The sequence below is a fragment of the Pseudoalteromonas sp. A601 genome (genome assembly GCF_002165575.1).
In the GTDB taxonomy this organism is placed as follows: Bacteria; Pseudomonadota; Gammaproteobacteria; order Enterobacterales; family Alteromonadaceae; genus Pseudoalteromonas.
The window spans coordinates 224,228-250,525 of record NZ_MXQF01000001.1 but is presented as its reverse complement, the minus strand read 5'-3'; the positions used below and the strand labels follow the sequence as shown (position 1 = coordinate 250,525).

Below are 26,298 nucleotides of genomic sequence, written 5' to 3'. Positions count from 1 at the left end.
ATGGAATTTCCATTTTCAGTTATTATTCAATGGCTCAGTGATTTTTTACTGCCATTAGTACGTATTAGCTCGATGATCATGGTTATGGCAGGTATTGGCGCCAAAAATGTACCTACCCGAATCAAAATGGGCTTGGCGGTGGTTATTACGTTTTTAGTCGTACCTGTGCTTCCTCCTGCAAGTTTCAATAACCTATTTTCTTTTCAAATGGTGTTAGTGGTGATTCAGCAAATGCTGATAGGAGTCGCTATCGGGTTTGCATCATTACTCATGCTTAATACCTTCGTGTTAGCGGGGCAAATATTGGCAATGCAAACGGGTTTAGGCTTTGCCTCTGTTGTTGACCCGTCTAATGGTATGAGCGTACCTGCGGTTGGTCAATTTTACTTAATCCTAGCTACTTTATTATTTTTTGTTTTTAACGGTCATTTAATGATGATCCAAATGGTGGTGCATAGTTTTAATGTTCTCCCTATTGATGGTAGCTGGTGGGCAGTTGATCACTATTGGGATATCGTGACATGGGGCGGTTGGATGTTTACTACTGCATTGGTGTTATCTTTAGCACCGTTAACCGCAATGCTGGTCATTAATATGTCGTTTGGAGTAATGACTCGTGCTGCGCCGCAGTTAAATATTTTCTCTATAGGATTTCCATTTACCCTTGTCGCTGGTCTTGTCATCATTTGGGCAACATTAGGAAACTTTGTCACTCAGTTTGAATTTCAGTGGTTAAAAATGGTTGAATTGATGTGTACTTTAGTTGGTTGTTCACCCTAGGAGCGCAATATGGCTGAAGATTCAGGTCAAGAAAAAACCGAAGAACCCACCGGTAAAAAAATTGAAGAGTCTAAGAAAAAGGGCCAAGTAGCGCGTTCAAAGGAGCTAGGTACTATGTTTGTGCTTATTTTTTCTGCTATTTCACTATTATTGTATGGTCCTGAAATTGGTAAAGGCCTGTATAATATTATGGGCCGAATGCTGAGTTTGAATCGCAACGAAACCTATGACACAACTAAGATGTTTTCGGTGTGGGGATCTGTAGCTGACGCGCTTGTTTTTCCAATGGCTATGTTTGTATTTATTATTGCTCTTGCGGGTATTATAGGAAATACATTACTCGGTGGGTTTAACTTTAGTTGGCAAGCCGCTGCACCTAAGGCAAGTAAAATGTCACCCGCTAAAGGTATCAAACGTATGTTTGGCCCGCAAGCTGGCGTGGAGCTGGTTAAGTCGATTTTAAAGTTTGCAGTGGTGGCTGGGTTTGCCATATTTTTAATTAATACCTTTTTTGATGAGATTCTTCATCTGAGCATTGAAAGTGCTCCGGGTAATATTATTCATGCTTTAGAGATTCTGGCGTGGATGTTTTTAGGTTTAACCTGCACATTAACGATTATTGCAGCGATTGATGCACCGTATCAAAGTCATAAACACCACAAAGAACTTAAAATGACTTTGCAAGAAGTAAAAGATGAATATAAGAATTCAGAAGGTGATCCGCAAATAAAAGCTCGCATTAGGCAAACCCAACGACAGATGTCGCAGCGCAGGATGATGCAAGACGTGCCTGATGCAGATGTAGTTGTAACCAACCCAACCCATTATTCCGTGGCACTTAAATATGATACAGAGCGTGCAGGTGCGCCAATTGTACTTGCTAAAGGGATTGATGAGATGGCAATGCAAATTCGAAAAATTGCAAAAGGGAACGAAGTCCCTGTAGTTGAATCCCCTATGTTGACTCGTGCGCTGTATCACACTGCAGAGGTTGGCGACCAAATACCAGATCAGCTGTTTACAGCGGTTGCACAAGTACTCGCTTATGTATTTCAACTTAAGCGCTTTCAAAAAGGCCGTGGTAAGCGCCCAACTGAGCTCAATAAAAAGCTTCCTATTCCAGACGCTTATAAATACTAGTCCTGCTTAATTTTAGCTTTGCAATAACTTGGAATAGTTATTGCAAATTCCGTGCAGTGTCAATTTTTTGAAATTGTGAGTTATGGAATTTAAAGCTGTATTACAACAACTTAATAAAGATAAAAAAGAGTATGCCAAAGGAGTTGGAACGCCTTTACTCGTACTAGCTGCGCTAGGTATGGTGATTTTACCGCTGCCGCCGTTTTTACTCGATATTCTTTTTTCGTTTAATATAGCCCTTGCCTTAGTGGTTTTGTTGGTGACTGTTTACACCATGAAACCTGTTGAGTTTGGTATGTTCCCCGCAGTACTGCTTATCGCAACCATAATGCGCTTAGCGCTCAATGTTGCCAGTACCCGAGTAGTTTTACTTGAAGGCCACAATGGCGGGGATGCCGCGGGTAAAGTTATTGAAGCATTTGGCTCGGTGGTTATTGGTGGCAATTATGCCGTTGGTTTAGTGGTGTTCTTAATTTTGATCATCATTAACTTTGTCGTAATCACCAAAGGTGCTGGGCGTATTTCCGAAGTATCAGCACGTTTTACCTTAGACGCTATGCCAGGTAAGCAAATGGCCATTGATGCCGATTTAAACGCCGGTTTTATCAGCGCAGAGCAAGCACGAGACCGCCGTGAAGAAGTCACCCGTGAAGCAGATTTTTATGGTTCAATGGATGGTGCCAGTAAGTTTGTAAAAGGGGATGCCATCGCAGGTATCGTGATTTTGATCATCAATATCATTGGTGGTTTATTCGTAGGTATGATCCAACATGACCTTAGTTTCGGCCGAGCGATGGAGGTGTATACATTACTGACGATTGGTGATGGCTTGGTTGCACAATTGCCTTCATTACTGTTATCAATTGGTACTGCAATTGTTGTAACACGCCAAAATGAATCGCTGAATATGGGCGACCAATTCAAAAGCCAACTTGGTAACGAAAAATCTCTGTTTATCGCATCAGGTATTCTCATAGTTATGGGCTTAGTACCCGGCATGCCGCATTTTGCATTTTTAAGTTTAGGTGCGCTGCTTGGTTACCTTGCGTACTACACACAACAAAACAAAATTAAAGAGGCCGCAGTTAAAGAAGAAGAGGCGGCAAATGGTGGGGCAGCTGGCACCGGTGTTGCTAATAAACAAGAACAAAAAGAACTTGGCTGGGATGACGTACAGCAAGTTGATGTCATTGGTTTAGAGGTCGGTTATAGATTGATCCCACTTGTTGATCAATCTCAAGGTGGCGAGCTACTTAACCGAATTAAAGGAGTGCGTAAAAAGTTATCACAAGAGCTGGGCTTTTTAGTACCACCGGTGCATATTCGTGACAATCTCGAATTAGACCCAAATGCTTACAGGATCACTATGATGGGTGTATCTAGTGGTGAAGGGGAGCTCAAACACGGGGATGAGCTGGCGATTAATCCAGGTCAAGTGTTCGGTCCAATTAAAGGCATTGAAACTAAAGATCCTGCGTTTGGCTTAGATGCGGTGTGGATCAAGCCAAATCAAAAAGATGAAGCCCAATCATTAGGCTACACAGTGGTTGATTCAGCGACTGTCGTGGCTACTCATATCAGTCAATTACTTACTAACAGTGCTGCATTACTACTTGGTCACGAAGAAGTACAAAATCTATTAGATATGTTAGCTAAAAGCCACCCTCGTTTAGTCGAAGGCTTAGTGCCAGATGTATTACCACTCACAACCGTGGTTAAAGTCCTGCAAAATTTATTAAATGAAGGCGTAGCAATTCGCGATATGCGCTCAATTGTACAAACCCTAGTTGAGTATGGTCCTCGTAGCCAAGACCCTGACGTATTAACGGCTGCAGTGCGAATTTCATTGCGTAGGTTAATCGTTCAAGATGCGGTTGGTATGTCATCAGAAATACCTGTCATAACCTTGGCGCCCGAGTTGGAACAGATGTTGCATCAGTCACTTCAGAATGCAGGCGACGAAGGTGCCGGAATAGAGCCAGGACTTGCTGAGCGACTTCAACAATCATTAAACGAAGCGCATCAGAATCAAGAAATGGCCGGTGAACCTTCGATATTGCTAACATCAGGAATGTTACGCACTGTGTTATCTCGATTCGTTAAGTACACCATTCCAGGTTTGAGAGTGATGTCTTATCAAGAGGTACCAGATGAAAGACAGATCAAGATTGTTAGCTCAGTAGGCCAATAATCGGATTTTAAAAGGGTTGTGAACCATGAAAATAAAACGTTTTTTTGCTAAAGATATGCGTACCGCACTAAAAGAAGTTAAAGATGAACTTGGTGTAGAGGCAGTAATTATGTCAAATAAAAAGCTAGCTAATGGCGTTGAAATTGTTGCTGCTGTTGATTATGACAAGTCTGCACCAAAAGAATCAGCACCACAACCTGCCGCGGCTCAAGCACAAAGAAATCCGAACTTTGTAAAACCTGCGCCGCAACGTGCTCAGCAAGAGCCACAAGCTGCGGTTGCTGATAGCCTACAAGCTTTATTAGAACGTCAGTCACCACAACCTAAATCACCAGAGCTTGCGTCTATGTTTAGCCAATCGGGTATTGATACTTCAACTCAATATCAGGGTAAGCCGCAGCAACAGCCACAGCCAGATCAAGCACACTATAGAGCAAGTGAACCGCAAGCACACCCAGAGTTTGCTCGCCGTGAAACGACAAATAAAGCACATACTCAAGCACACAGCTTAGGTTTTGATGACGAGTTAGAAAGTGGCTTTGATGATTTAGACACCCCTTTACACTCTCAAGCAGCTACAGGGAATGGCAAAAGTGACGAAATTTCGTCAATGCGTGATGAAATGAATGCGATTCGTCAACTGCTTGAACACCAAGTGTCAGGTTTAATGCAACAAGATATGGCACGGCGTGATCCAACACGAGCTTGTATGATTGACCGTTTAGTTGGTATGGGCATAGAGCATGATGTAGCCGAGCAAATGGCGTGTTTTATTCCTGATGATGTTTCTCGCCAACAAGCATGGCAGGCGCTACTGCAAATGGTTGAAAACCAAATGCATACAACGAATAACGAAATACTTCGTCAAGGTGGTGTATACGCATTAGTGGGGCCTACTGGCGTTGGTAAAACTACCACGGTTGCTAAGTTAGCCGCACTGGGCGCGCAAAAATATGGCGCAGATAAAGTCGCGCTGATCACAACCGATACCTACCGTATAGGTGCTTATGAGCAGCTTGCGACGTATGGTCGTATAATTGGCTGTGGCGTAAAACAAGTTAAAGATGCTAACGAATTAGCAGAAGTGTTATACCATTTACGAAATAAACGACTAGTATTAATTGATACGGCGGGAATGAGCCAACGTGATTTACGTTTAACACAGCAATTAAACACGCTAATGCGTAATCAACGTGTGGATATTCGTAATTATTTAGTCTTAAGCGCAACGGCACAAATTAACGTGTTACAGGAAACGGTACGACACTTTAAGAAAGTACAATTAAGTGGCTGTATTTTCACCAAATTGGATGAGTCGCTAAGTTTAGGTGAGATTATTAGCGTAGCGATTCAAAATCGCCTTCCAATAGGGTATCTTACTAACGGCCAGCGTGTTCCTGAGGACATTCGTGTCGCTAATTCAGAAAAATTAGTAAAAAAAGCTGAACAATTGTATTTAAAAAGAACAAAAGCACAACATTCACGACGTCAAGCAGTGGCGTCGAGCACAGTAGGGATGTATGATTAACACAGTATTAGATCAAGCAAGTGGCCTGCGAAAAATGAGTCAAAACAATAATAACGGTGTAAAAGTTATCGCTGTTACCGGTGGTAAAGGCGGAGTTGGTAAAACCAACGTGTCATTAAACACTGCAATCGCGCTTGGCCAGCTAGGCAATAGAGTTTTAGTACTGGATGCCGATTTAGGTTTAGCAAATTGTGATGTGATGCTAGGTTTACGTGTAGAGCGTAACTTATCCCATGTTTTATCGGGTGAATGCGAGTTAGATGAAATTTTAGTCGAAGGCCCCGCAGGGATAAAAATAGTTCCCGCAACGTCCGGCTCACAAAGCATGGTGGAATTATCGCCATCTGAGCATGCTGGTCTTATCCGTGCTTTTAGTGAGTTAAACACTGAATTTGATATTTTAATTGTTGATACCGCTGCTGGTATTTCTGATATGGTGTTGAGTTTTTCCCGTGCAGCACAAGATGTTATGGTTGTTGTATGCGACGAACCCACCTCAATCACCGATGCTTATGCCCTCATAAAGGTCCTTAGTCGTGAGCATGGTGTTTATAAATTTAAAATAGTTGCCAATATGGTGCGTAGCATGCGTGAAGGCCATGAACTATTTGCTAAATTATCTAAAGTAACTGACCGATTTTTAGATGTCTCTATGGAGTTGGTTGCTACCGTTCCTTACGATGAAAACATGCGTAAATCTACCCGCCGCCAAAAAGTAATTGTTGAATTATTTCCAAATTCTCCAGCGGCAGTTGCTTTTAAAACTTTGGCGACAAAAGCAGTTAAATGGCCAATACCTAATCAACCATCAGGCCATTTAGAGTTTTTCATAGAAAAATTAGTAAACGGCTAACTATGACAGCATCGGTGAGCAAAGCGATGGGCTATCAATCCACAGCAAATTTAAATGCAATAGTTGAAAAGCACGCGTCGCTTGTGAAAAAAGTGGCGTGTCATCTAATTGCACGTTTCCCACCGAGTGTACAGCTAGATGATTTAATTCAATCAGGCATGATAGGTTTAATTGAAGCGTCGAAAAACTTTGATGCTGCAAAAGGTGCCAGTTTTGAGACCTTTGCAGGTATTCGCATTCGTGGTGCAATGCTTGATGAAATGCGCCGTGGTGATTGGGCCCCTCGTTCAGTACATCGCAATAGCCGTATGGTTGCAGAAGCAATTACAGAACTAGAAAGTAAATATAATCGTGAGCCTAAAGATAGTGAAGTTGCTGAAAAACTTGATATTACGCTAGATGAGTACCATCATATTCTAAGTGATGTAAACTCAAGCAAAGTTCTGGGTATCGAAGACTTAGGGGTTGATGAAGATGTTATAACCCCAGTTGGGCAAGACTTAGCACTGGACAAGCCCTTTAATAACGTTAAGAATGAACGTTTTAATGAATCCTTGTTAGCAGCAATTAAGTCGCTACCAGAGCGTGACGGCCTTGTTCTTTCGCTCTATTACAACGATGAAATGAATTTAAAAGAAATTGGGCACATACTCGATGTTAGCGAGTCGCGTGTGAGCCAGATACATGGTCAGGCGATGATTAAGCTAAAAGCAAAAATCAATGACTGGATAAATTAGTAGTAAGTAAATATAGGTTCAGACCTCACCGGAGGATGTTTTGGATAAAAACATGAAAATTCTTGTTGTTGATGATTTTTCGACGATGAGACGTATTATCAAAAATCTGTTAAGAGATTTAGGTTTTACTAATGTGCAAGAAGCTGATGATGGTTCAACAGCTTTACCAATGCTACAAAATCAAGAATTTGATTTCGTAGTGACTGATTGGAATATGCCAGGTATGCAAGGTATTGATTTATTACGTGCTATCAGAGCTGATGACACGCTTGAACATATCCCTGTGCTGATGGTAACAGCAGAAGCTAAAAAAGAACAAATTGTTGCTGCTGCTCAAGCCGGCGTTAATGGCTACATCGTAAAACCTTTTACTGCTGCAACACTTAAAACCAAATTGGAAAAAGTGTTTGAGCGCCTAGGCTAATTAATAGGAGAGGCTTATGTCAGCACCTGCTGCGCCTCAGATCACTTTAGAACAAGCCCGTCAGCTTGTTGTTCACCTTGAAAACGATGAGCAAGATAAAGCTGATCAGCTCATCCTTGATGCGGCGACAAAAGAGCAATCAGAACTTTTTGCTGAAGTTGGTAAATTAACCCGCCAACTTCATGACGCGCTAAAGAATTTTGAACTCGATACGCGGCTCTCAGACTTAACAACTGATGCAATTCCTGACGCAAAGCAGCGTTTAAATTATGTTATGGAAATGACAGAAAATGCTGCTAATAAAACCATGGATGCAGTTGAAGCTAGCTTGCCAATAGCACAAGAGTTGGCTGATGAAATCGCCCAGATAAAGCCGACTTGGGACCGTTTAATGAGTCGTGAAATTGAGCTCGGTGAATTTAAGTCACTGTGTCATAGTTTAGATAAATTCATGAACCACTCCCACACTAAGACCGACGAACTGCAAGGTCTAATGACTAATGTGTTAATGGCGCAAGATTATCAAGACTTAACAGGGCAAGTTATCCGCCGCGTAATTGATTTAGTTAGAGAAGTTGAAGATAGTTTAATACATTTATTGACTGCATTTGGTAGTCATGAAATTGGCGAAGCTAAAACTAGAATAGCAGCTATAGAAGAAATACCGCCTGCAAAAACGACATTAGCAGGTCCAGAAGGGCCAATTATTGATAAAGAGTCGCGAGATGATGTTGTCAATGGGCAAGATGATGTTGACGATTTACTGTCAAGTTTGGGCTTCTAAGAGGAGAGCACTGCATGAGCTTTGAAGTCGATGAAGATATTTTACAAGATTTCCTAGTTGAAGCTGGAGAAATTCTTGAGCTTTTATCAGAACAGCTAGTAGAACTTGAAAATAATCCAGATGATACCGAGTTACTAAATGCTATTTTCCGTGGTTTTCATACCGTAAAAGGTGGTGCGGGTTTCTTAAGTATGACAGAGCTGGTAGATGCCTGTCATGGTGCAGAGAACGTATTTGATTTACTGCGTCAGGGCGTTCGAAAAGTTAACTCAGAGCTCATGGATGTAATATTACAAGCGCTCGATACAATTAATGAAATGTTTGCGACAATACAAAATCGCGAACAACCAGAACCCGCCGATCCTGAATTACTCGCTATATTACATAAGTTAAGTCAACCGCCTAGTGCCGATGAAGAGCAAGCGTCAAGCGCGCCAGCGCAAGAGTCTGAAGCGCTCGTCGAAGATGCTGATTCAGCAATCGATGAAGATGACCCTTTTGCTTTTGATATGTTGTTCAATGGCCAAGTTGACGACAAGCCAGAAGAAGCACAAATTGATGAGATCACCGAAGATGAGTTTGAAAGCTTATTAGATGAACTCCACGGTAAAGGTCAGAGTCCGATAGCGAATACAAGCGCTGCGCCTCAAGATAATGCCAGTAGCAGCGATATTACCGATGATGAATTTGACAGTTTACTCGATGAACTACATGGGGTAGGTAACTTTGGTGCGGTAAATCCTGCTCCAGCGCAAGAAGAACCTATTGAAGCAGCTACAACAGCTGAAGTGAAAAGTGTAGCGGCAAGCTCAGCATCAGACGATGAAATCAGCGATGACGAATTTGAAGCACTACTAGATGAATTACATGGCAAAGGTACTGCTCCTAAAGCGCTTACTGCGAGTAGTGTAGAAGATGATGCACCGAAGCCTGCTACAGAAGCGAAAAAACCTGAAGCAAAGGTTGAAAAACCTGCACAAGTAAGCAAGCCACAACCGGCAGCATCAAAGCCCGTTGAAAATAAGGCACCTGCGCCAGCAGCAGGTACAGCTAAAAAACATGCTCCACCTCAAGCTGAAACAACCGTGAGGGTTGATACGAAGCGCTTAGATCAAATCATGAATATGGTTGGTGAGCTTGTATTAGTGCGTAATCGCTTAGTAAGTTTAGCGACTAACACAAATAATGAAGTGATGGGCAAAGCAATCTCTAATTTAGATGTTGTGACTGCCGATTTACAAGGTGCGGTAATGAAAACCCGCATGCAACCAATCAAAAAAGTGTTTGGTCGTTTTCCACGCGTAGTCCGTGATTTAGCGCGTAGCTTAAAAAAAGATATTAACTTATTGTTAGTGGGTGAAGAAACAGATTTAGATAAAAACTTAGTTGAAGCGCTTGCAGATCCTCTGGTTCACTTAGTGCGAAACTCGGTCGACCACGGAATTGAAATGCCTGACGTACGTGAGGCCGCGGGTAAACCAAGAACAGGTACGGTTACTTTATCGGCTTCGCAAGAAGGCGACCATATTTTGTTGACTATTCGAGATGATGGTGCAGGTATGGATGCTGAGAAGCTGAAAAAAATAGCCATTAGCAAAGGTGTGCTTGATCATGACCAAGCGAGTCGTTTGTCAGATACTGAAGCATATAATCTAATTTTTGCGCCAGGCTTTTCAACCAAAGAACAGATTTCAGATATTTCCGGCCGTGGCGTTGGCATGGATGTAGTAAAAACTAAAATAACCCAATTGAATGGCTCAGTAAGTATTCAATCTGAGTTAGGTGTTGGCACTATATTAGAAATCAAAGTACCACTGACATTAGCTATACTACCAACCTTGATGGTTGTCGTTGGTCAGCAAACGTTTGCGTTACCGTTAGCCGGGGTAAATGAGATTTTCCATCTAGATCTGACTCGTACAAATGTAGTTGATGGGCAACTAACTATCATAGTGCGTAAAAAAGCAATACCATTATTCTATTTAGAACATTGGCTTGTAAAAGGCGCCGATACCTCGCAGCGGAAAGCTCAAGGGCATGTTGTTATCGTACAAATCGGTACTCAGCAGGTTGGCTTTGTTGTGGATTCATTAATCGGCCAAGAAGAAGTTGTTATAAAACCACTGGATGCTCTTTTACAAGGGACGCCTGGTATGGCAGGTGCGACAATTACTTCAGATGGCGGTATCGCCTTGATTTTGGATGTCCCAAGCTTGCTAAAATACTACGCAGGTTAGAGTAATCTTTATCTTTTTATGGGAGCCACTGGCTCCTGTAGATAAAATTTAACAAGAGTACGCCAATGGCAGTTAAAGTATTAGTTGTTGATGATTCGAGTTTTTTTCGCCGCAGGGTGAGCGAAATTCTAGAACAAGATAAGGACATTGATGTAATTGGTTTTGCGGTTAATGGCCGTGAAGCAGTCGATAAAGCGCGCCAACTTCGCCCTGATGTCATCACGATGGATGTCGAGATGCCGGTGCTTGATGGAATTAGTGCCGTGAAAGAAATCATGGCTGCAAACCCGACTCCTATTTTGATGTTTTCGTCGCTGACTCGTGATGGAGCAACCGCGACGTTGGATGCGCTTGATGCTGGCGCCTTAGATTTCTTACCGAAGAAGTTTGAAGACATTGCGCGTAATAACGAAGATGCGATTAAACTTTTACAAAACAAAGTAAAAGAAATCGGGCGTAGACGTTTATCAAGATTTAGCCGCCCAACTACGAGTATAAATAAGCCATCAGTTAATAAAGAAACAGCTCCAAGGGCGAGTATTACGCAGCCAGATCGCAGTTTTAGTCGCTCAGCGCCCCCCGCTGATACAAGCGCTGCGTCAGTGCGTGCCTCAGGTAAAAAATATCAAATTGTAGCGATAGGTACGTCAACCGGTGGGCCTGTCGCATTACAAACTATTTTGACTCGATTACCAGCGAATTTTCCGCATCCCATTTTGCTTATTCAACATATGCCTGCTGCGTTTACCCCAGCATTTGCAGCCCGCTTAAATGGTTTGTGTAAAATTCAAGTGAAAGAAGCGCAACAGGGTGATAAGTTAATGCCCGGTACGGCTTACTTAGCTCCAGGTGGCCAACAAATGTTGATTGAAGGGCGTGGTGGTAATCGAACGTTAAGAGTATTTGAAGACGACAGTGCGCGTATCACATATAAACCCAGTGTTGATGTGACATTTGCTAGTACTGCAAAAGCTTTTCAAGGAGATGTTTTGGCGGTGGTACTCACAGGAATGGGGGCTGATGGCCGCGATGGTGCGCGGATGCTCAAACAAGTAGGTGCAACGATTTGGGCCCAAGATGAGAGCACCAGTGTGGTTTATGGTATGCCACAAGCTGTTGCTGCTGCAGGGCTTGCTAGTGCTAGTATTGCATTAAATGATGTGGCAACTCGATTAGTACGTGAGATTGGTTGTGGATAAGCTATCAATCTTAGGGCTAGTAATTGCGTTAGGTGCAATAGCTCTTGGCTATACATTAGAAGGCGGTGCTGTTGCTGCTTTATTTAACGGCCCTGCACTGATCATTGTACTAGGCGGAACCTTGGGGGCAGTCATGCTACAATCGCCCTTAAGCACTTTTTTAAAAGCCCTAAAAATTAGTTACTGGGTTTTCTTCCCCCCTCGTCATGATATTGACGCAGCCATTGAAGAGGTTAAAAGCTGGTCCCACAAAGCGCGCCAAGAAGGGTATTTATCACTTGAAGATACGGCGCTGACTCACCCTGATAGTTATGCAGCAAAAGGCCTCAGCTTACTTATCGATGGTGTGAGTGAGAAAAAGCTGCGTGATACGCTTGAAATTGATTTGTTGCTAGAGCGCGAGCGACTACTTGAAGCAAGCCGTGTTTATGAAGCTTTAGGCGGTTATAGCCCAACAATTGGTATTTTAGGTGCAGTACTTGGACTTATTCAGGCTATGTCATTTATTACCGAGCCGCAAAAGCTAGGTGCCGGGGTGGCTACTGCGTTTATAGCGACAATTTATGGTGTTGGTTTAGCAAACTTATTGTTTTTACCTATGGCAAATAAATTAAAGCAACAAGTTGAGCAAAAAATGTTGTTTCATGAGCTACTCGCGGAAGGAATTATAGCCATCAGCCAAGGCGATAGCCCTGCTAATATTGAGCTAAAACTAGAAGCTTACCGAGTTGAACGACCTAATCTATTAGCCAATTAATTTATGATCCGTCGCCGACTTCGTCATCAACCTAGCAACAATCAGCACACAGAGCGTTGGTTAGTCTCCTATGCAGATTACATGACTATTATGTTTGCGTTTTTTGTGGTGATGTATGCAATTGCTATTAATAAAGAAGAAAGCTTTCAAATTTTATCAGACTCATTAGAGCAAGTATTCGATCAATCTGCGCGTCAGCATAGTCAAGAGGGCACCGGAGTGACGGGGACAGGTTTATTAACTGATAGAGTTAGCCCAGAAAAAGAGTTGCTATATGGTGAAAGTATCCAAAAGCAAGAAGCAGGTCCAGAGCTACTTGATGGGCAAAGCGATACCAGTAATATCAAACAAAAGCATTTAGGCAAGCCTTTAGATAGCTTATTAACCAAATTACAATCAGCGCTGATTGACGAAATTCGCGATGGTGAGGCGAGCCTAGAGCTGCACCAAGACTGGCTGATCATAGAGCTGAGCTCAGGCATGTTATTTTCAAGCGGCAGTGCGGTTGCACATAGTCGCGCTAAAACCGTGATTGGTATGGTTAACGATATTATCGCACCGGTTGATAATTATGTCAGAGTGCGTGGGTACACAGATAACGAAACAATTCGAAACGAAATATTTCGCTCTAACTGGGAGCTTTCTGTTGCGCGGGCAACCTCAATTTTAGTTGAACTTGAATCTCTGGGAATTAACCCAGCTAGAATGGCTATTGAAGGCTACGGGCAATATTCGCCATTTGCAGATAATAGTACAGAGCAAGGCCGCGCTGAGAATAGAAAAGTAGTGGTTGCATTATCTAAGTATGGCTTACCAGAGCAAGAAACGCCCCGAGAAGGAGATCTTGAAGAAGAAAAAGCTGAACCTGAAGTAATTGAATTGCCTTCGGACGATAACACGATTAAAGTAATTCAATTACCACATGGCGGTATACGAATTACAACGCGCAATGAACAATAATAAGGTGTGATGTGAAAATTTGGACGGTGGCGAATCAAAAAGGTGGCGTAGGTAAAACAACAACTGCGGTAAGCCTTGCTGGTACATTAGCATTGCAGGGAAAGCGTGTGTTATTGATAGACACTGATCCGCATGCCTCTTTGACTTACTATTTTGGTATCGATTCTGAAGATTTAGAAGTCAGTGTTTATGATATATTCGCTCGCGGCAATACCATGCAAAGTGAAGAAATACTGCAATCACTGTGTCCGTCAAATATTGCTAATTTAGATATAATGCCTGCGACAATGGCCATTGCTACCCTTGATCGCAGTATGGGCAATAAAACTGGTATGGGGCTTATTTTAAAAAAAGCGTTAGCCAAAATCAGTGAGCATTATGACTATGCAATCTTGGATTGCCCACCCGTTTTAGGGGTCTTAATGGTCAATGCACTTGCGGCGAGTGAACGCATTTTAGTGCCAGTACAAACTGAGTTTTTAGCCTTAAAGGGCTTAGATCGTATGATGCGTACAATGGAATTGATGCAAAGCTCGCAATCAAAGCAGTATCAATATACCATCATCCCAACAATGTACGATAAGCGCACAAATGCGTCGTTAGAAGCATATAAAACGTTGCAAAAAACGTATAATGATAAAGTTTGGCCAGGTGTTATACCTGTCGATACCAAATTTCGAGATGCAAGCTTAGCACAACAAGTGCCAATTCAATTTTGCCCTCGTTCACGTGGTGTATTTGCCTATCGTGCGTTATTAGATTATTTGATTGAGCAAGGTTAATTAATGAGTAAACAATTGTTTGCTAATGAAAAAGTGATGACCCAGTACTTGGGTGCTTTGCTGTGCGAAGAAGATGAGAATACAGACTTAGAACCTGTCGCAAAATTACTTGAACAAGTAGGGCCAGTTCAAAAGCAGACTCAGATGCCAGCAAAAGCTGCTAAGCAGGTAATTGTTCAAGAGCACGCCCTTGAAGAACCCCAAGAAATACCACAAGATACCAAAACAGCGCTTGAGAAACCGCAAATTCAAGCTAAAATCAAAGATATAGATAATATTGCCAGTGATGCTCTAGCTACACATGCTAAAACCCCGACTGAGCGACAGCAGGATTATTTTGACGGTGAATTCCAGGCATTATTTTTCGAAGTGGCAGGGCTTACATTAGCTGTGCCCCTTAAGGCATTGGGTGGCATTCATCAATTGGGCGATGTGAATCAATTGTTTGGTAAGCCCAAGTGGTTCAAAGGGGTTATGCTTAACCGTGATGAGAACCTCAATGTGGTTGATACCGCTCGGTGGGTAATGCCAGAGAAATACACTCAAGAATTAGAAGAGAAACTAAACTATCAATATTTAATAACGCTTGGTGATAGTCAGTGGGGATTATTAGCTGAGAAGCTTGTTAATAATATAACCCTGCGTACAGAAGATGTTAAATGGCGAGCTAAAACCGGTAAACGACCATGGTTGGCTGGCGTCATTAAAGAAAAAATGTGTGCCTTAATTGATGTAGAAAATTTAAATCAATTACTGGAGCAGGGCTTAGATAGCCGTGAGCAGTAACGATATTCGGAGTAATAGCATGAGTGAAGAAAGACTAGTATCAAACAGTAAAAATGCCGATAGTAATGATGAAGTATTGCAATGGGTAACATTTAAACTGGAATCAGAAACATACGGCGTTAACGTGATGCAAGTTCAAGAGATTTTGCGTTATACCGAAATAGCCCCTGTACCAGGTGCGCCAAGCTATGTACTTGGTATTATCAACTTACGTGGTAATGTGGTTACCGTGATAGATACTCGTGCTCGTTTTGGTTTAATTTCTGCTGAAACAACAGATAACTCACGGGTATTAATTATCGAAGCGGAAGAGCAGGTAATTGGTATTTTGGCTGATAGTGTGGCTGAAGTTGTTTATTTACGTAGCTCAGAAATTGATAGCGCACCGAATATTGGCACTGAAGAAAGTGCTAAGTTTATTCAGGGTGTGAGTAACCGTGATGGGGAACTTTTGATTTTGGTTGATTTAAATAAGCTATTAAACGATGAAGAGTGGGATGAGTTAAGCAATATTTAATGCTGACGGATAAACTATGTTACTACTCTCTTTAGTTATAAGCGCACTGGGTTTAATCCTTGTGTGCTTTGTTATTTTATATAGCTTGAATAAAAAAATATCGCATGGTGAGGCTAAAATCCAAAAACAGCTTACAGATACGCTACAACAAAACAGCATTTTACGCAGCGAAGTTGCTGAAATGCGTGCGGGCATGCTGAGTATTGGTAAAAGGTTAGTTGCTGTTGAGCAGCGCAATCAAGAGCTAGCGCAACAGCAAGATGCACAAAAATACGATGATCCTGATGCTAAAATTTATTCACGTGCAGTGAAAATGGTGGAATTAGGCGCTGATATCGAAGAGATAATTCGTGAATGCGAATTACCTCGTGCAGAAGCTGAATTACTTATGTCGTTACATAATCAAAAAGGGCGCTAAATAGCGCCTTTTTGCTAATTCAATTTTTACTTACTGCGTTTAAGCCTTAATATTTAACTTACCCTGAAAATCTTCCCAGCCAGGTGGAAACTTACCTCGAAGTACATATGAAAATGCAATAAGCTCAGCAATTACGTAGTAGAGTTCTTTAGGTATCTCTTCGCCAAGTTCTAAATGCGAAAGCGTTTTAGCAAGTGCTTCATCCTGATGAATTAATATGCCTTTTTCTTTCGCTGTTTTGATTATCTGTTGTGCTAACTCACCAAACCCTTTACTGGAGACGGTAGGCGCTCTACCTGCTTCATATAATAAACCAATGGCTGATTTATGTTGTGAATCACTCATGATCAAACCTTAATATTGATAATTGCATGGGACTGATAAAAAGCTTGGTGTTGTGGTGCACCTTGGCTTAAATTTAATTCGCCCACTTGCAAACCGTGTGCTGATAATTTATGACGTAGGCTCTCTAAGTGTGGGTGGGCTATTGCTGTTACCTCTTGGCTTGAAGCGAGTAGCTTACAATCTAAAGCTTTATCCATCAGCTCGGCGGTGATTTGTAGCTGGCCAAGAGTTGCATAATCAAAATTTAAACGCACAAACCAAACGTCTTTTCCTTCGGGTTCATCTTTACTTGGTTTTTTATATTGGCCAAGTGATATTTCAGTTTGCGCAGCGTCCGGCGGAAGTCGCATAGGTAAAAAAAACTGCACAAGCGCATTACTATCCGTTTGTTGATTAACAGCTGTGGTGGCAACTTGGCTAATATTACTTTTAATTTGCCCAAGCTCTGCTGCCAGAGTTTGGCTGCTGGCTTGTTGTAATTGCTCTTGAAGTTTTTCGCTGTTCACAGCTTTAAAATTCGGCACTAACACTTGTAGTAAAGCATCAACTGAGCTTTGGCCAGTAAAATTCAAGGCACTAATATTATTCAGTGCCGGGGCTGCCAAAATTGCGACACTCAAATTTTCGATTGCTTGGCTAAAGCTTTGTTGCATCGCGCTTGTTGAGAGACTATTCGGTGAAATAAGGCTCAATATTTCTCGTTGTACAATTGAAGGGTGAGCGGATTGGCTGTTTATCATTCGATTAAATGCCTGGTTAACAAGTCGATTTAGATCCACATTATCGCTTATTTTCCCCTGCGCTAGTTGTTCTATTTTTTGGCTTAAATCTATTTTTGTTGAATTATTTTCACTGCCAGTAGCTGCATTTGATGAGGACTGCAATTGTGGTTTTGCTATGTTTAGTAATGGAGCCGTCAGCTTTGCTTCTATCGGGAGGGTAACTTGGCTGCGCACTGGTGTGGCAGTTAAAGGTGCTTTGATGTTTTCCTTTTGAGTTTGCACCATAAGTGTAGGCGACACTGAAGCAAGTTTTTGGGTTTTGCTCGTTTCATTTACGCTGCTAGAGTGAATGTTTACTTTGTCTGTGGTCTTTGTAAAGTTAGGGTTGCTTGCTAGCTTTTTATTAACTGTCGATGCTTGTTTTAACTTGTTTGCTGTTTCACTAACTGATTGACTCACCGTATTAGGATTTTTAACTTCAATTAATGGCGCATTGCTATTTTTAGCAATTAGAGGGGAGTTAATCGTTGAGCTGTTTTTTTGGTTGGTGAATTGGCTATCCACTTTTGCTGTATTTGTGTTTGTTATGTCTTTGTTTATTGTACTGTGTGTTTTTGCAGTCTCTTTCTCTGTGGTTGAAAAAGATATTTTTTTGTCGACAGCGGGCGTTTTAGCTGTATCAGCTTTAGCCGCTATTTCAGCCTGAGGTATTGATGCTTTGCCGCTACTGATTGATAGGTTGTTATTACTTACAACAGGGTTGGCTGTTGGTGTAGTGATACTAGCCAATGTCGCTTTAACTTGTTGAAATAGTTGTATCAGCGGTGGAGCGCTATGGAAGTGCTTAGGTAACGCGGTGCCTTTACTTATATCAGTTAAAAGTGGGGGTACATTCTCACGAGCTAAAGCTGCTAAGTTTATTTGCGACACTGATTTTGGGATCAAACTTAATTGTTTCGGCGCTTTTTCGTTACTCGTTGAGGAAATAGCTGCTTTAAGTGGATTATCATTTTTATCAGCTAATTGATTAAATGGTTTATTTTCAAAGTAACGAACAGCATCGTTTACCCGAGTTTTTAAATCGGCAAAACTGGCTTTTAACCATGACTTTATTGGGCTGCTGGCATTTATTAAAGGGCTTTGAACAGGGGGGGCGTCGGTTGTTATTTTTGTTATTGCAGCACTTTGTTGCGCTTTCACTAAACTATGAAAGGTTTGAGTCAACGAATTTTTAAGCACAACAGCAACCTCATTGGTGAGGGATTTCAATGTAAGTTGGTCTTTCGTTGCTATTATTTTGACTGCTTGAGGCTCTGCACTTAGCTGTTGCGCCTGTGTATGTTTAATAGGAATATTAAAAGCGCTTTTTTGCTGCGGGATTGTTAATTGCGCTGCGTTATTCGTCCTTTGTAGTTGACCTTGCGGGGCGAGCTTTGCTAGCCATGTCGCCAATTTAGCTTTTGTGATGGGCTGTTGGTGCAGGTTATCAGCAAAACGGTTAATAACCACAAGCTTTAATAGCCCCTTTTGCTCCATATTGATGATTGCTTTTAAAGGTTGCTCACTCTGTAGAAGTTGTGCCACTTCTGTATTTATCGGTAAGCTGGCATTCAACTGCGCTATTTGTATTTTAGGTGTCGGTTTAGTGGCTACAGTAACAGCGAAAGGTTGATTGCTCAGTTGGCTGCCGGAATGAATGAAATTAAGTAAACTCTGTAATTGCTTTGCTTGATTAAGCGCTAATGATGTTTGTGTTGGCAAAATAGTCAGTTGTTTGCCATCAGTGCTTAACTGTATTTCAGCGGCAGGAATTTTTTGCATGTTGCTTGGTGATTGGCTGGTCGCTAAACGCAATGTTTGCCAATGATCATTAACTAATATATCCATTTGCACAGAGCCTTTGGCAAATGTGATGTTTTTAGCGTTAAGTGTTTCCCCATTTAGGTTCACACTTTGTTGCCAAGCATTACTCGTTGACTGTTTAACCGTCAATGAGTTAGCTAAAGAAATCTGCGTAGGTTCATTCATTATTTTAAATCAAGTTTTCACTAATCGGTTTCATTGCGTTATTCGTATTACCCTATCATTATGGTAGACTAACGCCTAATTTTGGGTATAGAGAATCGTCATCTTGCTACACATTAAGTCCGTCACTTGCATCAAACAAGAGCGCTGTTTGTTTGAGGATCTTAATTTCAGTTTGAAATCGGGACAAATTATGCAATTAGCAGGCCCTAATGGGGCTGGTAAGACATCATTATTGCGCATTATTGCAGGTTTTGCTGCTCCTGATGAAGGCGATATCTTTTGGCACGATACATCAATAGCCAAAAACTATGACGAGTTTGCCCGTGAGCTATTATTCATTGGCCATAAAACCGGTGTAAATGCTCAGCTTACTGCGCTGGAAAATGTACGCTTTTGGTTACAGATCCAAGGGTATGATGATAATCAAGACTTGTATGCTTTATTGGCTAAAATAGGCTTGGTGGGTCTTGAAGATGTGCCAGTACGCACTTTATCCGCAGGACAACAACGCCGTGTTGCATTACTTCGATTATGGCTTAATGATGCCAAGCTTTGGATCCTCGATGAGCCATTTACTGCTTTGGATAAAGCGGGAGTGGCATTCTTACAGGCGCGCTTTGTTAGCCATTTAGAAACCGGTGGTGCTATTTTATTAACGACTCACCAAGATTTAACAACGCACTTTAATGATTTGCAAACAGTTACCTTGGAGTACCGTCACTGATGCAACGACAACACTCTTATTTACAGCTATTTAGTGCCGTATGTAAAAAAGATTTACAGTTAGCGTTTCGCCAGCGAGCAGAAATTGTTAATCCATTATTATTTTTCTTAATTGTTATTACCTTATTTCCGTTAGCTATTGGTCCAGAGCCCGGTCTACTTGCTCGTATGGCTCCAGGTATTATTTGGGTTGCGGCGCTTTTATCGACCATGCTTGGTCTTGATAAAATTTTTCGTGATGATTTTCATGACGGCAGCCTAGAGCAATTAATTGCATCATCGTATCCATTGCCGTTAACTGTACTGGCGAAAGTGCTTGCTCATTGGGTTATTACTGGGTTGCCTTTGGTGTTAATGACACCGGTTTTTGCGCTACTGCTTAACTTAGATAGCCAAGCGCTTGTTGCGACAGTTATTACTTTATTATTAGGGACTCCATTATTGAGTTTTATCGGCGCGATTGGTGCGGGTCTCACTGTGGGGTTACAAAAAGGCGGAATATTGATGAGTCTGCTAGTTCTGCCTTTGTATATCCCTGTGTTAATTTTTGCAACGTCTGCTATTGATACCAGTACTATGTCACTGGATTATAGTGGACAGCTTGCCATCCTTGGTGCAATGCTTGTCGTTGCTATTTTAAGCGCACCAATTGCCATATCGTCAGCATTAAAAGTGAGTGTAAGTTAATATGTGGAAGTGGTTACATCCCTACGCTAAAGCAGATCGTGCATATCAATTATGTAATACGTTACTGCCATATTTTGCCGTAATAACGGTTGTATGCATGGTTGTTGGTTGGGTTTGGGGGCTGGCTTATGCGCCTGCAGACTACCAACAAAAAGACAGCTATCGCATTATTTTTATTCATGTTCCTTCAGCTATTTTATCAATGGGCGCTTATTCATCAATGGCTATCGCGGCGGTGGTCGCCTTGGTTTGGCAGCTGCGAAATGCAGAACTTGCTGTTATCGCTATTGCCCCCGTGGGCGCCTGTGTTACTGCAATTGCGCTTATCACCGGTGCTGCATGGGGTAAGCCTATGTGGGGCGCTTGGTGGGTGTGGGATGCACGTCTTACTTCTGAGCTTATTTTATTATTTTTATATTTAGGGGTGCTGTCTTTGTATCACGCCTTTGAGGATAAAAAAGCAGCGGGTCGAGCTGCTTCTATCCTTGCTATTGTAGGGGTGATTAACTTACCAATTATTCACTTCTCTGTTGAGTGGTGGAACACCCTTCACCAAGGGGCGACCATTACTAAGTTCGATACTAAGGCGATTGATCCAAGTATGTTTTGGCCGCTGATGGTTAACATTGTGGCGTTTGCTGCATTTGTTGGCACAGTGACATTGATACGTCTTAAAAATGAAATTTTACAACGCGAAAAACACCGTCCTTGGGTTCGTCAGTTGTTAAATAGGGGCTAGTTATGCAGTTTGATTCTTTTTCTGATTTTATAGCCATGGGTGGATATGGCTTTTATGTATGGTTGTCTTTTGGCACGTGCGCGCTGATTTTATTAGGTATCTTATTTAGTTCTTTGAACGATACCAAGCGTATTTTAACTTCTGTTCAGGAGCAAGCAGCTCGCGAACAGCGTATTAAGCAAGCTAAACAGGAGCAGCAAATATGAATCCAAGACGTAAAAAACGGCTATTAGCAGTGACTGCGATCGTGTTTGGTATTGGTGCAGTGATAGGTTTGGTTTTATATGCCTTACAAGAGAATATAAATCTTTTTTATACCCCAAGTGAGTTAATTGACGGCAAGGGGCCAAATCTCGAGAAGCCTCATATAGGTCAAAAGTTACGTATTGGCGGCATGGTTGTCCCAGGCTCAGTGGTACGTGATGAAAGCAGTTTACAAGTGAGCTTTAAATTAATAGACACTGGCCCGCTAGTGACAATTCGTTATCAGGGTATTTTGCCTGATTTATTTCGTGAAGGGCAAGGCATCGTTGCGCAAGGTGTGTTAGTTGAACCTGATGTTATTGAGGCATTTGAGGTATTAGCAAAGCATGATGAAGAATACATGCCAGCAGAAGTTGCCGAAGCGGTTAAAGGGATTAAACACGAAAAACCTAAATATAACTTAGATAGTGGCAATTAATATGATCCCTGAAATTGGTTATTTTTCTTTAACACTGGCCATGGTGCTAAGTGTTTTATTATGTATTTTTCCTTTGTGGGGCGCGCATACTGGTAATTTGCGTTTAATGCGTGCAGCCCCCTCGTTAGCTGTCGGCCAGTTTGCTTTTGTTCTAATTTCGTTTGCAGCACTTATTTATGCAAGTTTGACGGATGATTTTACTGTCGCTTATGTAGCCTATCATTCAAGTAGTACCTTGCCATGGTATTACAAAATAACCTCGACATGGGGAGGCCATGAAGGGGCCATCTTACTGTGGTTAGTTATGCAAGCTGGCTGGACTGCTGTTGTTGCGGTGCGTTCACGTTCACTGCCTTGGATATTACGAGCGCGAGTTCTGGGTGTACTTGGCTTCTTAGGTGTCGGCTTTATGCTTTATACCTTGTTAATGTCGAGCCCATTTGAGCTGTTATTACCTTACTACCCTGTAGAGGGGCGAGATTTAAACCCACTATTACAAGACCCAGGCATGATTATTCACCCGCCATTATTGTATATGGGCTATGTTGGGTTATCTGTGTCGTTTTCATTTGCGATTGCAGCTTTATTGACAGGTAAGCTTGATAACTCATGGGCGAAATGGTCACGCCCGTGGACAATGACTGCATGGGGCTTTTTAACACTCGGTATCACTATTGGTAGCTGGTGGGCTTATTCCGAGCTTGGCTGGGGCGGTTGGTGGTTTTGGGATCCGGTAGAAAATGCCTCCTTAATGCCTTGGCTGGTTGCGACTGCGTTATTACACTCATTGTCAGTGACAGAAAAGCGTGGCGTATTTAAATCCTGGACTGTATTGCTGGCCATCGCTGCTTTTTCGTTGAGTCTTCTAGGTACTTTTATTGTTCGTTCAGGGATTATTGTTTCTGTTCATGCGTTTGCTACAGACCCTGATCGTGGCTTATTTATTCTTGCCTTTTTAGCTATTGTTGTGGGTGGCGGTCTTACACTTTATGCACTTCGCGTATCACAAGTGAAAAGTGAAGGGCGTTATAAACTGATTTCCCGTGAAGTGGCACTTTGGCTTAATAATATATTTTTAGTTGTTGCGACGTTTATTGTATTACTGGGCACTTTACTTCCAATGGTTCATAAGGAGATGGGCTTAGGCAGTATTTCAATAGGCGAACCGTTTTTTAATAAAATGTTTGCAATTTTATTAGTGCCATTTGCAATCTTAATGGGGATTGGGCCCTTATTGCGTTGGAAACAAAATAAGTGGACATTTTTACAAAATAAAATGCTGCTTAGTGCTATCGCGAGTATTGTTGTTACGTCAGTTTGGTTGTTTTTAAGCTACGATGTTGTCGCTCCTCTAACGCTGTTAGCAACAACATTAGCAATTTGGATTGTATTTACAACAGGCCTTGATGTCTTTGATAAAACCCGTGTACATGGCAGTTTAACAAACGGCTTGAAGCGTTTAAGCTTAAGTTACTGGGCTATGGTACTTGGTCACGTTGGAATTGCATTTGTAATTGCTGGGGTTACTTTGACATCAGCCTATTCGGTTGAGCGCGATGTTTCAATGAAGCCATTAGATGTAGTTTCGCTGAATCAATATGACTACCGTTTTGAGGGAGTTAAAAGCATCCGAGGGCCTAATTACAGTGGCCATGCAGGGGTAGTAACTGTGCTTAAAAATAACAATGTAGTTACCAAATTGCATGCTGAGAAACGCCAGTATGATATCGGCATGCAGTTTATGACTGAAGCGGCCATTGATGCTGGTTTTTCTCGTGATTTATACCTTGCCCTAGGCGAGCAGCTTAGTAATGGTGGCTGGTCATTGCGGATTTATCATAAACCATTTGTGCGTTGGATGTGGCTAGGCGGCTTACTTATTTCTTTAGCCGGGTTTATGATTTTAGGCGATAAACGCTATCGTAATAATAAAAAACGTGAGCAGGAGGTAGCATGAATCGTAAATTTTTAGCGTTATTGCCACTTTTGGCATTCATTTTGGTCTGTGTGTTTTTATATCAAGGGTTATTTGCCAATCCTCGTGAATTACAAACAGGAAGGATTGGCCATACAATGCCGGCTTTTAACTTGCCAGATCTTATGCAAGATAATAAACGCTGGCAGCAAGCGGATCTCGAAGGCGAAGTGTATATACTCAATGTGTGGGGCACGTGGTGCCCAACGTGTTTAGCCGAGCTTGGTTACTTAACTAAGCTGCGCGAGCAAGGCGTAAAAATTGTCGGCCTTTATTATGTGCAAAGCTACGATGCTGATTTTGATGGTGCGTTTGATATGGCAGCACTGCGAGAAGAAGTAAGTAGTATGTTAAGCCGAGCAGGCGACCCGTATCAATTTAATATTCTTGACTTAGAGCGAACATTAGCGCTTGATTTAGGCGTCTCAGGTGCACCGGAGACATTTTTGGTCGATCGTAAAGGTACTATTTTGTTGCATCATACCGGCGATATTAACCCACGAGTTTGGCGTGCGAAATTTGCACCAATCATGCAGGAGTTACAGCCATGAAGTATTTTTTAATCAGCTTGGTTTTACTTATCAGTTTTGCTGTATCAGCTGAGCAAGACAGGTACGAATTTGCTAATGATGAACAGGCACAGCGTTTTGGTGAGTTAACAAAAGAGCTACGTTGTCCTAAATGTCAGAATCAAAATATTGCTGATTCGGATGCAGTAGTTGCAAAAGATTTACGAGATAAGGTACTTACCTTAGTACAAGAGGGTAAATCAAAAGATGAAGTCATTGACTACATGATTGACCGATATGGCTACTTTGTACATTACGACCCACCTGTTACACCCGCTACTTTAGTGTTGTGGGTATTTCCTGTGCTGATTGTTATTTTTGGCTTGGGTTTTATAGTTATTCGTCAACGCAAAGCTGCTGTTAAGCAAACTTGGGACGAACAAGACGAAGCGTTATTAGCAAAATTAATTGCTCAGAATCAACGTCAGGAGCAAAGCTAAATGATTTTAATGTGGGCTTCTTTTGCGCTACTAACTTTAGTAGCAGTGGGGTTTGTGGCTTTACCTTTTTTAAAAAAAGAGCGTGTGCAAAGTGTGACGCATAATGCTAATTCAGATCTGATCGCAATTTATCAGCAGCGCTCGGAAGAACTTGCAAACGATTTACAAGAACAACGTATTGAGCAGCAAAGTTATAATGAATCTGTTATTGAATTAAAGCGTCGCTTATTAAACGAGCTTTCGCCAGAAAAATCGCTTTATAGCCGTGGCAACAATGTGATTTTTGCTTTGACGGGAAGTGCTTTTTTAGTTGTGCTTAGCTTGGTTTTTTATTCTGCAACGGGGTCTCAACAGCAACTTGAAAGCTGGTATACAGCGATGGAAAATTTACCTGAGTATGGTGAACGTGCTGTGATGCAAACGGGTGAGCCTCTTAGTCAGAATGAGCTGCAAGCTTTTGCTTTAGGTTTACGTACAAAGTTGGCAAAAAATGGCGATGACCAAGTTGCTTGGATGCTACTCGGTCGCGTCGCTATGTCACTGAATGAATTTGATATGGCGCAGCAGTCGTTTGATAAGGTATTGCAAATTAACCCGGATCATCTAGGCGTGTTAGTGAGTTACAGCCAAGTGTTGTTACTTGAGGGCAGTGAAGCAAATATGACGCGTGCAGCAGGTATGTTATCGCGCGTATTAAAAGATGAACCAACTAACATTGATGCCATTTCCTTGCTTGCATTGATTGCTTATGAGCGCCATGACTGGGCGCAAGCAAAATCAGCATTTGAAGTATTACTCAGTTCAATGGAGCCAAACGATAGCCGCTACGCAATGGTTGAGCAGCGAATAGTTGACATTGAACAAAAAATTGCTGAGCAACAAAACAGTCTAACCCCTGTGGCGAATGCTGCAACTCAATCAAATTCAGATGTAGCTACAGATTCAAGTGCTATTATGGTCACTGTGGAGTTAGCACCAACATTAGTCGATAACTTGCCAGACAATGGCACTTTATTTGTTTTTGCAAAAGCTGCGAATGGCCCACCGATGCCGCTTGCAGTAGTAAAGTTGACCCAGTTTAGTTTTCCTCTTAAAGTGCAGTTAAGTGATAGTAACTCAATGGTAGATGGGCTCACGCTATCATCATCTAAAGAAGTTGTGATCACGGCACGAATTTCGAAAGATGCCTCTGTGATGCCTTCAACAGGTGAGTTAGAAGGTCGTTCGCCAATATTAGAGCGTGAAAATATCACGCAACATACATTACTCATTGATGAGATTCTGCCTTAAGGATA

At 41.9% G+C, this 26,298-nt stretch carries 27 protein-coding genes; 25 read left to right on the top strand and 2 right to left on the bottom strand.

What is annotated here, in order from left to right:
• From fliR to B5G52_RS01140, 16 genes are all read left to right on the top strand, one after another.
• Nucleotides 1-780 carry a flagellar biosynthetic protein FliR gene (fliR, locus tag B5G52_RS01215; RefSeq protein ID WP_087530871.1) on the top strand — a complete coding sequence of 260 codons (780 nt, stop codon included), beginning with the start codon at nucleotides 1-3 and terminating at the stop codon, nucleotides 778-780.
• A 9-nt stretch (nucleotides 781-789) separates the two neighbouring features.
• Complete coding sequence (gene flhB, locus B5G52_RS01210) at nucleotides 790-1,920, top strand: flagellar biosynthesis protein FlhB (RefSeq protein WP_087530870.1); 1,131 nt, start codon at nucleotides 790-792, stop codon at nucleotides 1,918-1,920.
• Nucleotides 1,921-2,002: 82 nt separating this feature from the next.
• Nucleotides 2,003-4,111 (top strand): flagellar biosynthesis protein FlhA, encoded by a 2,109-nt coding sequence (flhA, locus tag B5G52_RS01205; protein WP_087530869.1) that lies wholly within the window; start codon nucleotides 2,003-2,005, stop codon nucleotides 4,109-4,111.
• Between the two features lie 25 nt (nucleotides 4,112-4,136).
• Nucleotides 4,137-5,639, top strand: coding sequence for a flagellar biosynthesis protein FlhF (gene flhF, locus B5G52_RS01200; protein ID WP_087530868.1), 1,503 nt, complete (start codon nucleotides 4,137-4,139; stop codon nucleotides 5,637-5,639).
• On the top strand, nucleotides 5,632-6,492 hold the full coding sequence (locus B5G52_RS01195; RefSeq protein WP_087530867.1) for a MinD/ParA family protein: 861 nt from the start codon (nucleotides 5,632-5,634) through the stop codon (nucleotides 6,490-6,492). The genes flhF and B5G52_RS01195 overlap by 8 nt, the downstream gene beginning before the upstream one ends.
• Before the next feature lie 26 nt (nucleotides 6,493-6,518).
• A complete protein-coding gene (locus tag B5G52_RS01190) occupies nucleotides 6,519-7,229 on the top strand; it encodes an RNA polymerase sigma factor FliA (RefSeq protein WP_087530943.1) in 711 nt (236 codons plus the stop codon).
• Between the two features lie 40 nt (nucleotides 7,230-7,269).
• Nucleotides 7,270-7,653, top strand: a complete 384-nt coding sequence (cheY, locus tag B5G52_RS01185) for a chemotaxis response regulator CheY (RefSeq protein ID WP_087530866.1) — start codon at nucleotides 7,270-7,272, stop codon at nucleotides 7,651-7,653.
• A 16-nt stretch (nucleotides 7,654-7,669) separates the two neighbouring features.
• Nucleotides 7,670-8,437, top strand: coding sequence for a protein phosphatase CheZ (locus B5G52_RS01180; RefSeq protein ID WP_087530865.1), 768 nt, complete (start codon nucleotides 7,670-7,672; stop codon nucleotides 8,435-8,437).
• Between the two features lie 14 nt (nucleotides 8,438-8,451).
• On the top strand, nucleotides 8,452-10,674 hold the full coding sequence (locus B5G52_RS01175; protein WP_087530864.1) for a chemotaxis protein CheA: 2,223 nt from the start codon (nucleotides 8,452-8,454) through the stop codon (nucleotides 10,672-10,674).
• A 65-nt stretch (nucleotides 10,675-10,739) separates the two neighbouring features.
• The gene (locus tag B5G52_RS01170; RefSeq protein WP_087530863.1) at nucleotides 10,740-11,873 is read left to right on the top strand and encodes a chemotaxis response regulator protein-glutamate methylesterase; all 1,134 of its coding nucleotides are present in this window, start codon (nucleotides 10,740-10,742) and stop codon (nucleotides 11,871-11,873) included.
• A complete protein-coding gene (locus B5G52_RS01165; protein WP_087530862.1) occupies nucleotides 11,866-12,630 on the top strand; it encodes a flagellar motor protein in 765 nt (254 codons plus the stop codon). Before B5G52_RS01170 ends, B5G52_RS01165 begins: the two co-directional genes overlap by 8 nt.
• Before the next feature lie 3 nt (nucleotides 12,631-12,633).
• The gene (locus B5G52_RS01160; protein ID WP_087530861.1) at nucleotides 12,634-13,590 is read left to right on the top strand and encodes a flagellar motor protein MotB; all 957 of its coding nucleotides are present in this window, start codon (nucleotides 12,634-12,636) and stop codon (nucleotides 13,588-13,590) included.
• Nucleotides 13,591-13,601: 11 nt separating this feature from the next.
• Complete coding sequence (locus tag B5G52_RS01155) at nucleotides 13,602-14,372, top strand: ParA family protein (RefSeq protein ID WP_087530860.1); 771 nt, start codon at nucleotides 13,602-13,604, stop codon at nucleotides 14,370-14,372.
• A 3-nt stretch (nucleotides 14,373-14,375) separates the two neighbouring features.
• On the top strand, nucleotides 14,376-15,158 hold the full coding sequence (locus tag B5G52_RS01150) for a CheW domain-containing protein (RefSeq protein WP_087530859.1): 783 nt from the start codon (nucleotides 14,376-14,378) through the stop codon (nucleotides 15,156-15,158).
• A 19-nt stretch (nucleotides 15,159-15,177) separates the two neighbouring features.
• Nucleotides 15,178-15,675, top strand: a complete 498-nt coding sequence (locus tag B5G52_RS01145) for a chemotaxis protein CheW (RefSeq protein WP_087530858.1) — start codon at nucleotides 15,178-15,180, stop codon at nucleotides 15,673-15,675.
• A gap of 16 nt (nucleotides 15,676-15,691) precedes the next feature.
• On the top strand, nucleotides 15,692-16,093 hold the full coding sequence (locus B5G52_RS01140; RefSeq protein WP_087530857.1) for a DUF2802 domain-containing protein: 402 nt from the start codon (nucleotides 15,692-15,694) through the stop codon (nucleotides 16,091-16,093).
• 39 nt (nucleotides 16,094-16,132) lie between these two features.
• On the opposite strand, the gene B5G52_RS01135 is transcribed toward B5G52_RS01140, so the two are convergent.
• The gene (locus B5G52_RS01135; protein WP_087530856.1) at nucleotides 16,133-16,438 is read right to left on the bottom strand and encodes an EscU/YscU/HrcU family type III secretion system export apparatus switch protein; all 306 of its coding nucleotides are present in this window, start codon (nucleotides 16,436-16,438) and stop codon (nucleotides 16,133-16,135) included.
• A gap of 2 nt (nucleotides 16,439-16,440) precedes the next feature.
• On the bottom strand, nucleotides 16,441-19,188 hold the full coding sequence (locus tag B5G52_RS01130; protein WP_087530855.1) for a flagellar hook-length control protein FliK: 2,748 nt from the start codon (nucleotides 19,186-19,188) through the stop codon (nucleotides 16,441-16,443).
• Nucleotides 19,189-19,291: 103 nt separating this feature from the next.
• Here B5G52_RS01130 and ccmA point away from each other — a divergent pair, with 103 nt between their 5' ends.
• From ccmA to ccmI, 9 genes are read left to right on the top strand one after another with little or no spacing between them, the layout of a single operon-like run.
• Nucleotides 19,292-19,912, top strand: coding sequence for a cytochrome c biogenesis heme-transporting ATPase CcmA (ccmA, locus tag B5G52_RS01125; RefSeq protein WP_087530854.1), 621 nt, complete (start codon nucleotides 19,292-19,294; stop codon nucleotides 19,910-19,912).
• Nucleotides 19,912-20,598 (top strand): heme exporter protein CcmB, encoded by a 687-nt coding sequence (gene ccmB / locus B5G52_RS01120; RefSeq protein WP_087530853.1) that lies wholly within the window; start codon nucleotides 19,912-19,914, stop codon nucleotides 20,596-20,598. Before ccmA ends, ccmB begins: the two co-directional genes overlap by 1 nt.
• Nucleotide 20,599: 1 nt before the next feature.
• Nucleotides 20,600-21,337 (top strand): heme ABC transporter permease, encoded by a 738-nt coding sequence (locus B5G52_RS01115; RefSeq protein WP_087530852.1) that lies wholly within the window; start codon nucleotides 20,600-20,602, stop codon nucleotides 21,335-21,337.
• Nucleotides 21,338-21,339: 2 nt separating this feature from the next.
• Nucleotides 21,340-21,543 carry a heme exporter protein CcmD gene (ccmD, locus tag B5G52_RS01110; protein WP_087530851.1) on the top strand — a complete coding sequence of 68 codons (204 nt, stop codon included), beginning with the start codon at nucleotides 21,340-21,342 and terminating at the stop codon, nucleotides 21,541-21,543.
• Nucleotides 21,540-22,019, top strand: coding sequence for a cytochrome c maturation protein CcmE (gene ccmE, locus B5G52_RS01105; protein WP_087530850.1), 480 nt, complete (start codon nucleotides 21,540-21,542; stop codon nucleotides 22,017-22,019). The genes ccmD and ccmE overlap by 4 nt, the downstream gene beginning before the upstream one ends.
• Nucleotide 22,020: 1 nt before the next feature.
• Nucleotides 22,021-23,976 (top strand): heme lyase CcmF/NrfE family subunit, encoded by a 1,956-nt coding sequence (locus B5G52_RS01100; protein ID WP_087530849.1) that lies wholly within the window; start codon nucleotides 22,021-22,023, stop codon nucleotides 23,974-23,976.
• Nucleotides 23,973-24,545: a redoxin family protein gene (locus tag B5G52_RS01095; protein ID WP_087530848.1), complete on the top strand. Its 573-nt coding sequence runs from the start codon at nucleotides 23,973-23,975 to the stop codon at nucleotides 24,543-24,545. Before B5G52_RS01100 ends, B5G52_RS01095 begins: the two co-directional genes overlap by 4 nt.
• A complete protein-coding gene (locus tag B5G52_RS01090; RefSeq protein WP_087530847.1) occupies nucleotides 24,542-25,003 on the top strand; it encodes a cytochrome c-type biogenesis protein in 462 nt (153 codons plus the stop codon). The genes B5G52_RS01095 and B5G52_RS01090 overlap by 4 nt, the downstream gene beginning before the upstream one ends.
• Nucleotides 25,004-26,293, top strand: a complete 1,290-nt coding sequence (gene ccmI / locus B5G52_RS01085) for a c-type cytochrome biogenesis protein CcmI (RefSeq protein WP_087530846.1) — start codon at nucleotides 25,004-25,006, stop codon at nucleotides 26,291-26,293.
• The last annotated feature ends 5 nt before the right edge of the window (nucleotides 26,294-26,298 follow it).

Excerpts from the sequence above, each read along its gene's own strand:
- B5G52_RS01135 (WP_087530856.1), bottom strand. The coding sequence starts at position 16,438 with ATGAGTGATTCACAACATAAATCAGCCATTGGTTTATTATATGAAGCA.
- B5G52_RS01190 (WP_087530943.1), top strand. The coding sequence starts at position 6,519 with ATGGGCTATCAATCCACAGCAAATTTAAATGCAATAGTTGAAAAGCAC.
- B5G52_RS01090 (WP_087530847.1), top strand. The coding sequence starts at position 24,542 with ATGAAGTATTTTTTAATCAGCTTGGTTTTACTTATCAGTTTTGCTGTA.
- B5G52_RS01195 (WP_087530867.1), top strand. The coding sequence starts at position 5,632 with ATGATTAACACAGTATTAGATCAAGCAAGTGGCCTGCGAAAAATGAGT.
- ccmI (WP_087530846.1), top strand. The coding sequence starts at position 25,004 with ATGATTTTAATGTGGGCTTCTTTTGCGCTACTAACTTTAGTAGCAGTG.
- fliR (WP_087530871.1), top strand. The coding sequence starts at position 1 with ATGGAATTTCCATTTTCAGTTATTATTCAATGGCTCAGTGATTTTTTA.
- B5G52_RS01160 (WP_087530861.1), top strand. The coding sequence starts at position 12,634 with ATGATCCGTCGCCGACTTCGTCATCAACCTAGCAACAATCAGCACACA.
- B5G52_RS01130 (WP_087530855.1), bottom strand. The coding sequence starts at position 19,188 with ATGAATGAACCTACGCAGATTTCTTTAGCTAACTCATTGACGGTTAAA.
- ccmB (WP_087530853.1), top strand. The coding sequence starts at position 19,912 with ATGCAACGACAACACTCTTATTTACAGCTATTTAGTGCCGTATGTAAA.
- B5G52_RS01095 (WP_087530848.1), top strand. The coding sequence starts at position 23,973 with ATGAATCGTAAATTTTTAGCGTTATTGCCACTTTTGGCATTCATTTTG.
- B5G52_RS01115 (WP_087530852.1), top strand. The coding sequence starts at position 20,600 with ATGTGGAAGTGGTTACATCCCTACGCTAAAGCAGATCGTGCATATCAA.
- B5G52_RS01150 (WP_087530859.1), top strand. The coding sequence starts at position 14,376 with ATGAGTAAACAATTGTTTGCTAATGAAAAAGTGATGACCCAGTACTTG.
- flhB (WP_087530870.1), top strand. The coding sequence starts at position 790 with ATGGCTGAAGATTCAGGTCAAGAAAAAACCGAAGAACCCACCGGTAAA.
- B5G52_RS01170 (WP_087530863.1), top strand. The coding sequence starts at position 10,740 with ATGGCAGTTAAAGTATTAGTTGTTGATGATTCGAGTTTTTTTCGCCGC.
- flhA (WP_087530869.1), top strand. The coding sequence starts at position 2,003 with ATGGAATTTAAAGCTGTATTACAACAACTTAATAAAGATAAAAAAGAG.
- B5G52_RS01100 (WP_087530849.1), top strand. The coding sequence starts at position 22,021 with ATGATCCCTGAAATTGGTTATTTTTCTTTAACACTGGCCATGGTGCTA.
- ccmE (WP_087530850.1), top strand. The coding sequence starts at position 21,540 with ATGAATCCAAGACGTAAAAAACGGCTATTAGCAGTGACTGCGATCGTG.
- flhF (WP_087530868.1), top strand. The coding sequence starts at position 4,137 with ATGAAAATAAAACGTTTTTTTGCTAAAGATATGCGTACCGCACTAAAA.
- B5G52_RS01180 (WP_087530865.1), top strand. The coding sequence starts at position 7,670 with ATGTCAGCACCTGCTGCGCCTCAGATCACTTTAGAACAAGCCCGTCAG.
- B5G52_RS01140 (WP_087530857.1), top strand. The coding sequence starts at position 15,692 with ATGTTACTACTCTCTTTAGTTATAAGCGCACTGGGTTTAATCCTTGTG.
- B5G52_RS01145 (WP_087530858.1), top strand. The coding sequence starts at position 15,178 with ATGAGTGAAGAAAGACTAGTATCAAACAGTAAAAATGCCGATAGTAAT.
- ccmD (WP_087530851.1), top strand. The coding sequence starts at position 21,340 with ATGCAGTTTGATTCTTTTTCTGATTTTATAGCCATGGGTGGATATGGC.
- B5G52_RS01175 (WP_087530864.1), top strand. The coding sequence starts at position 8,452 with ATGAGCTTTGAAGTCGATGAAGATATTTTACAAGATTTCCTAGTTGAA.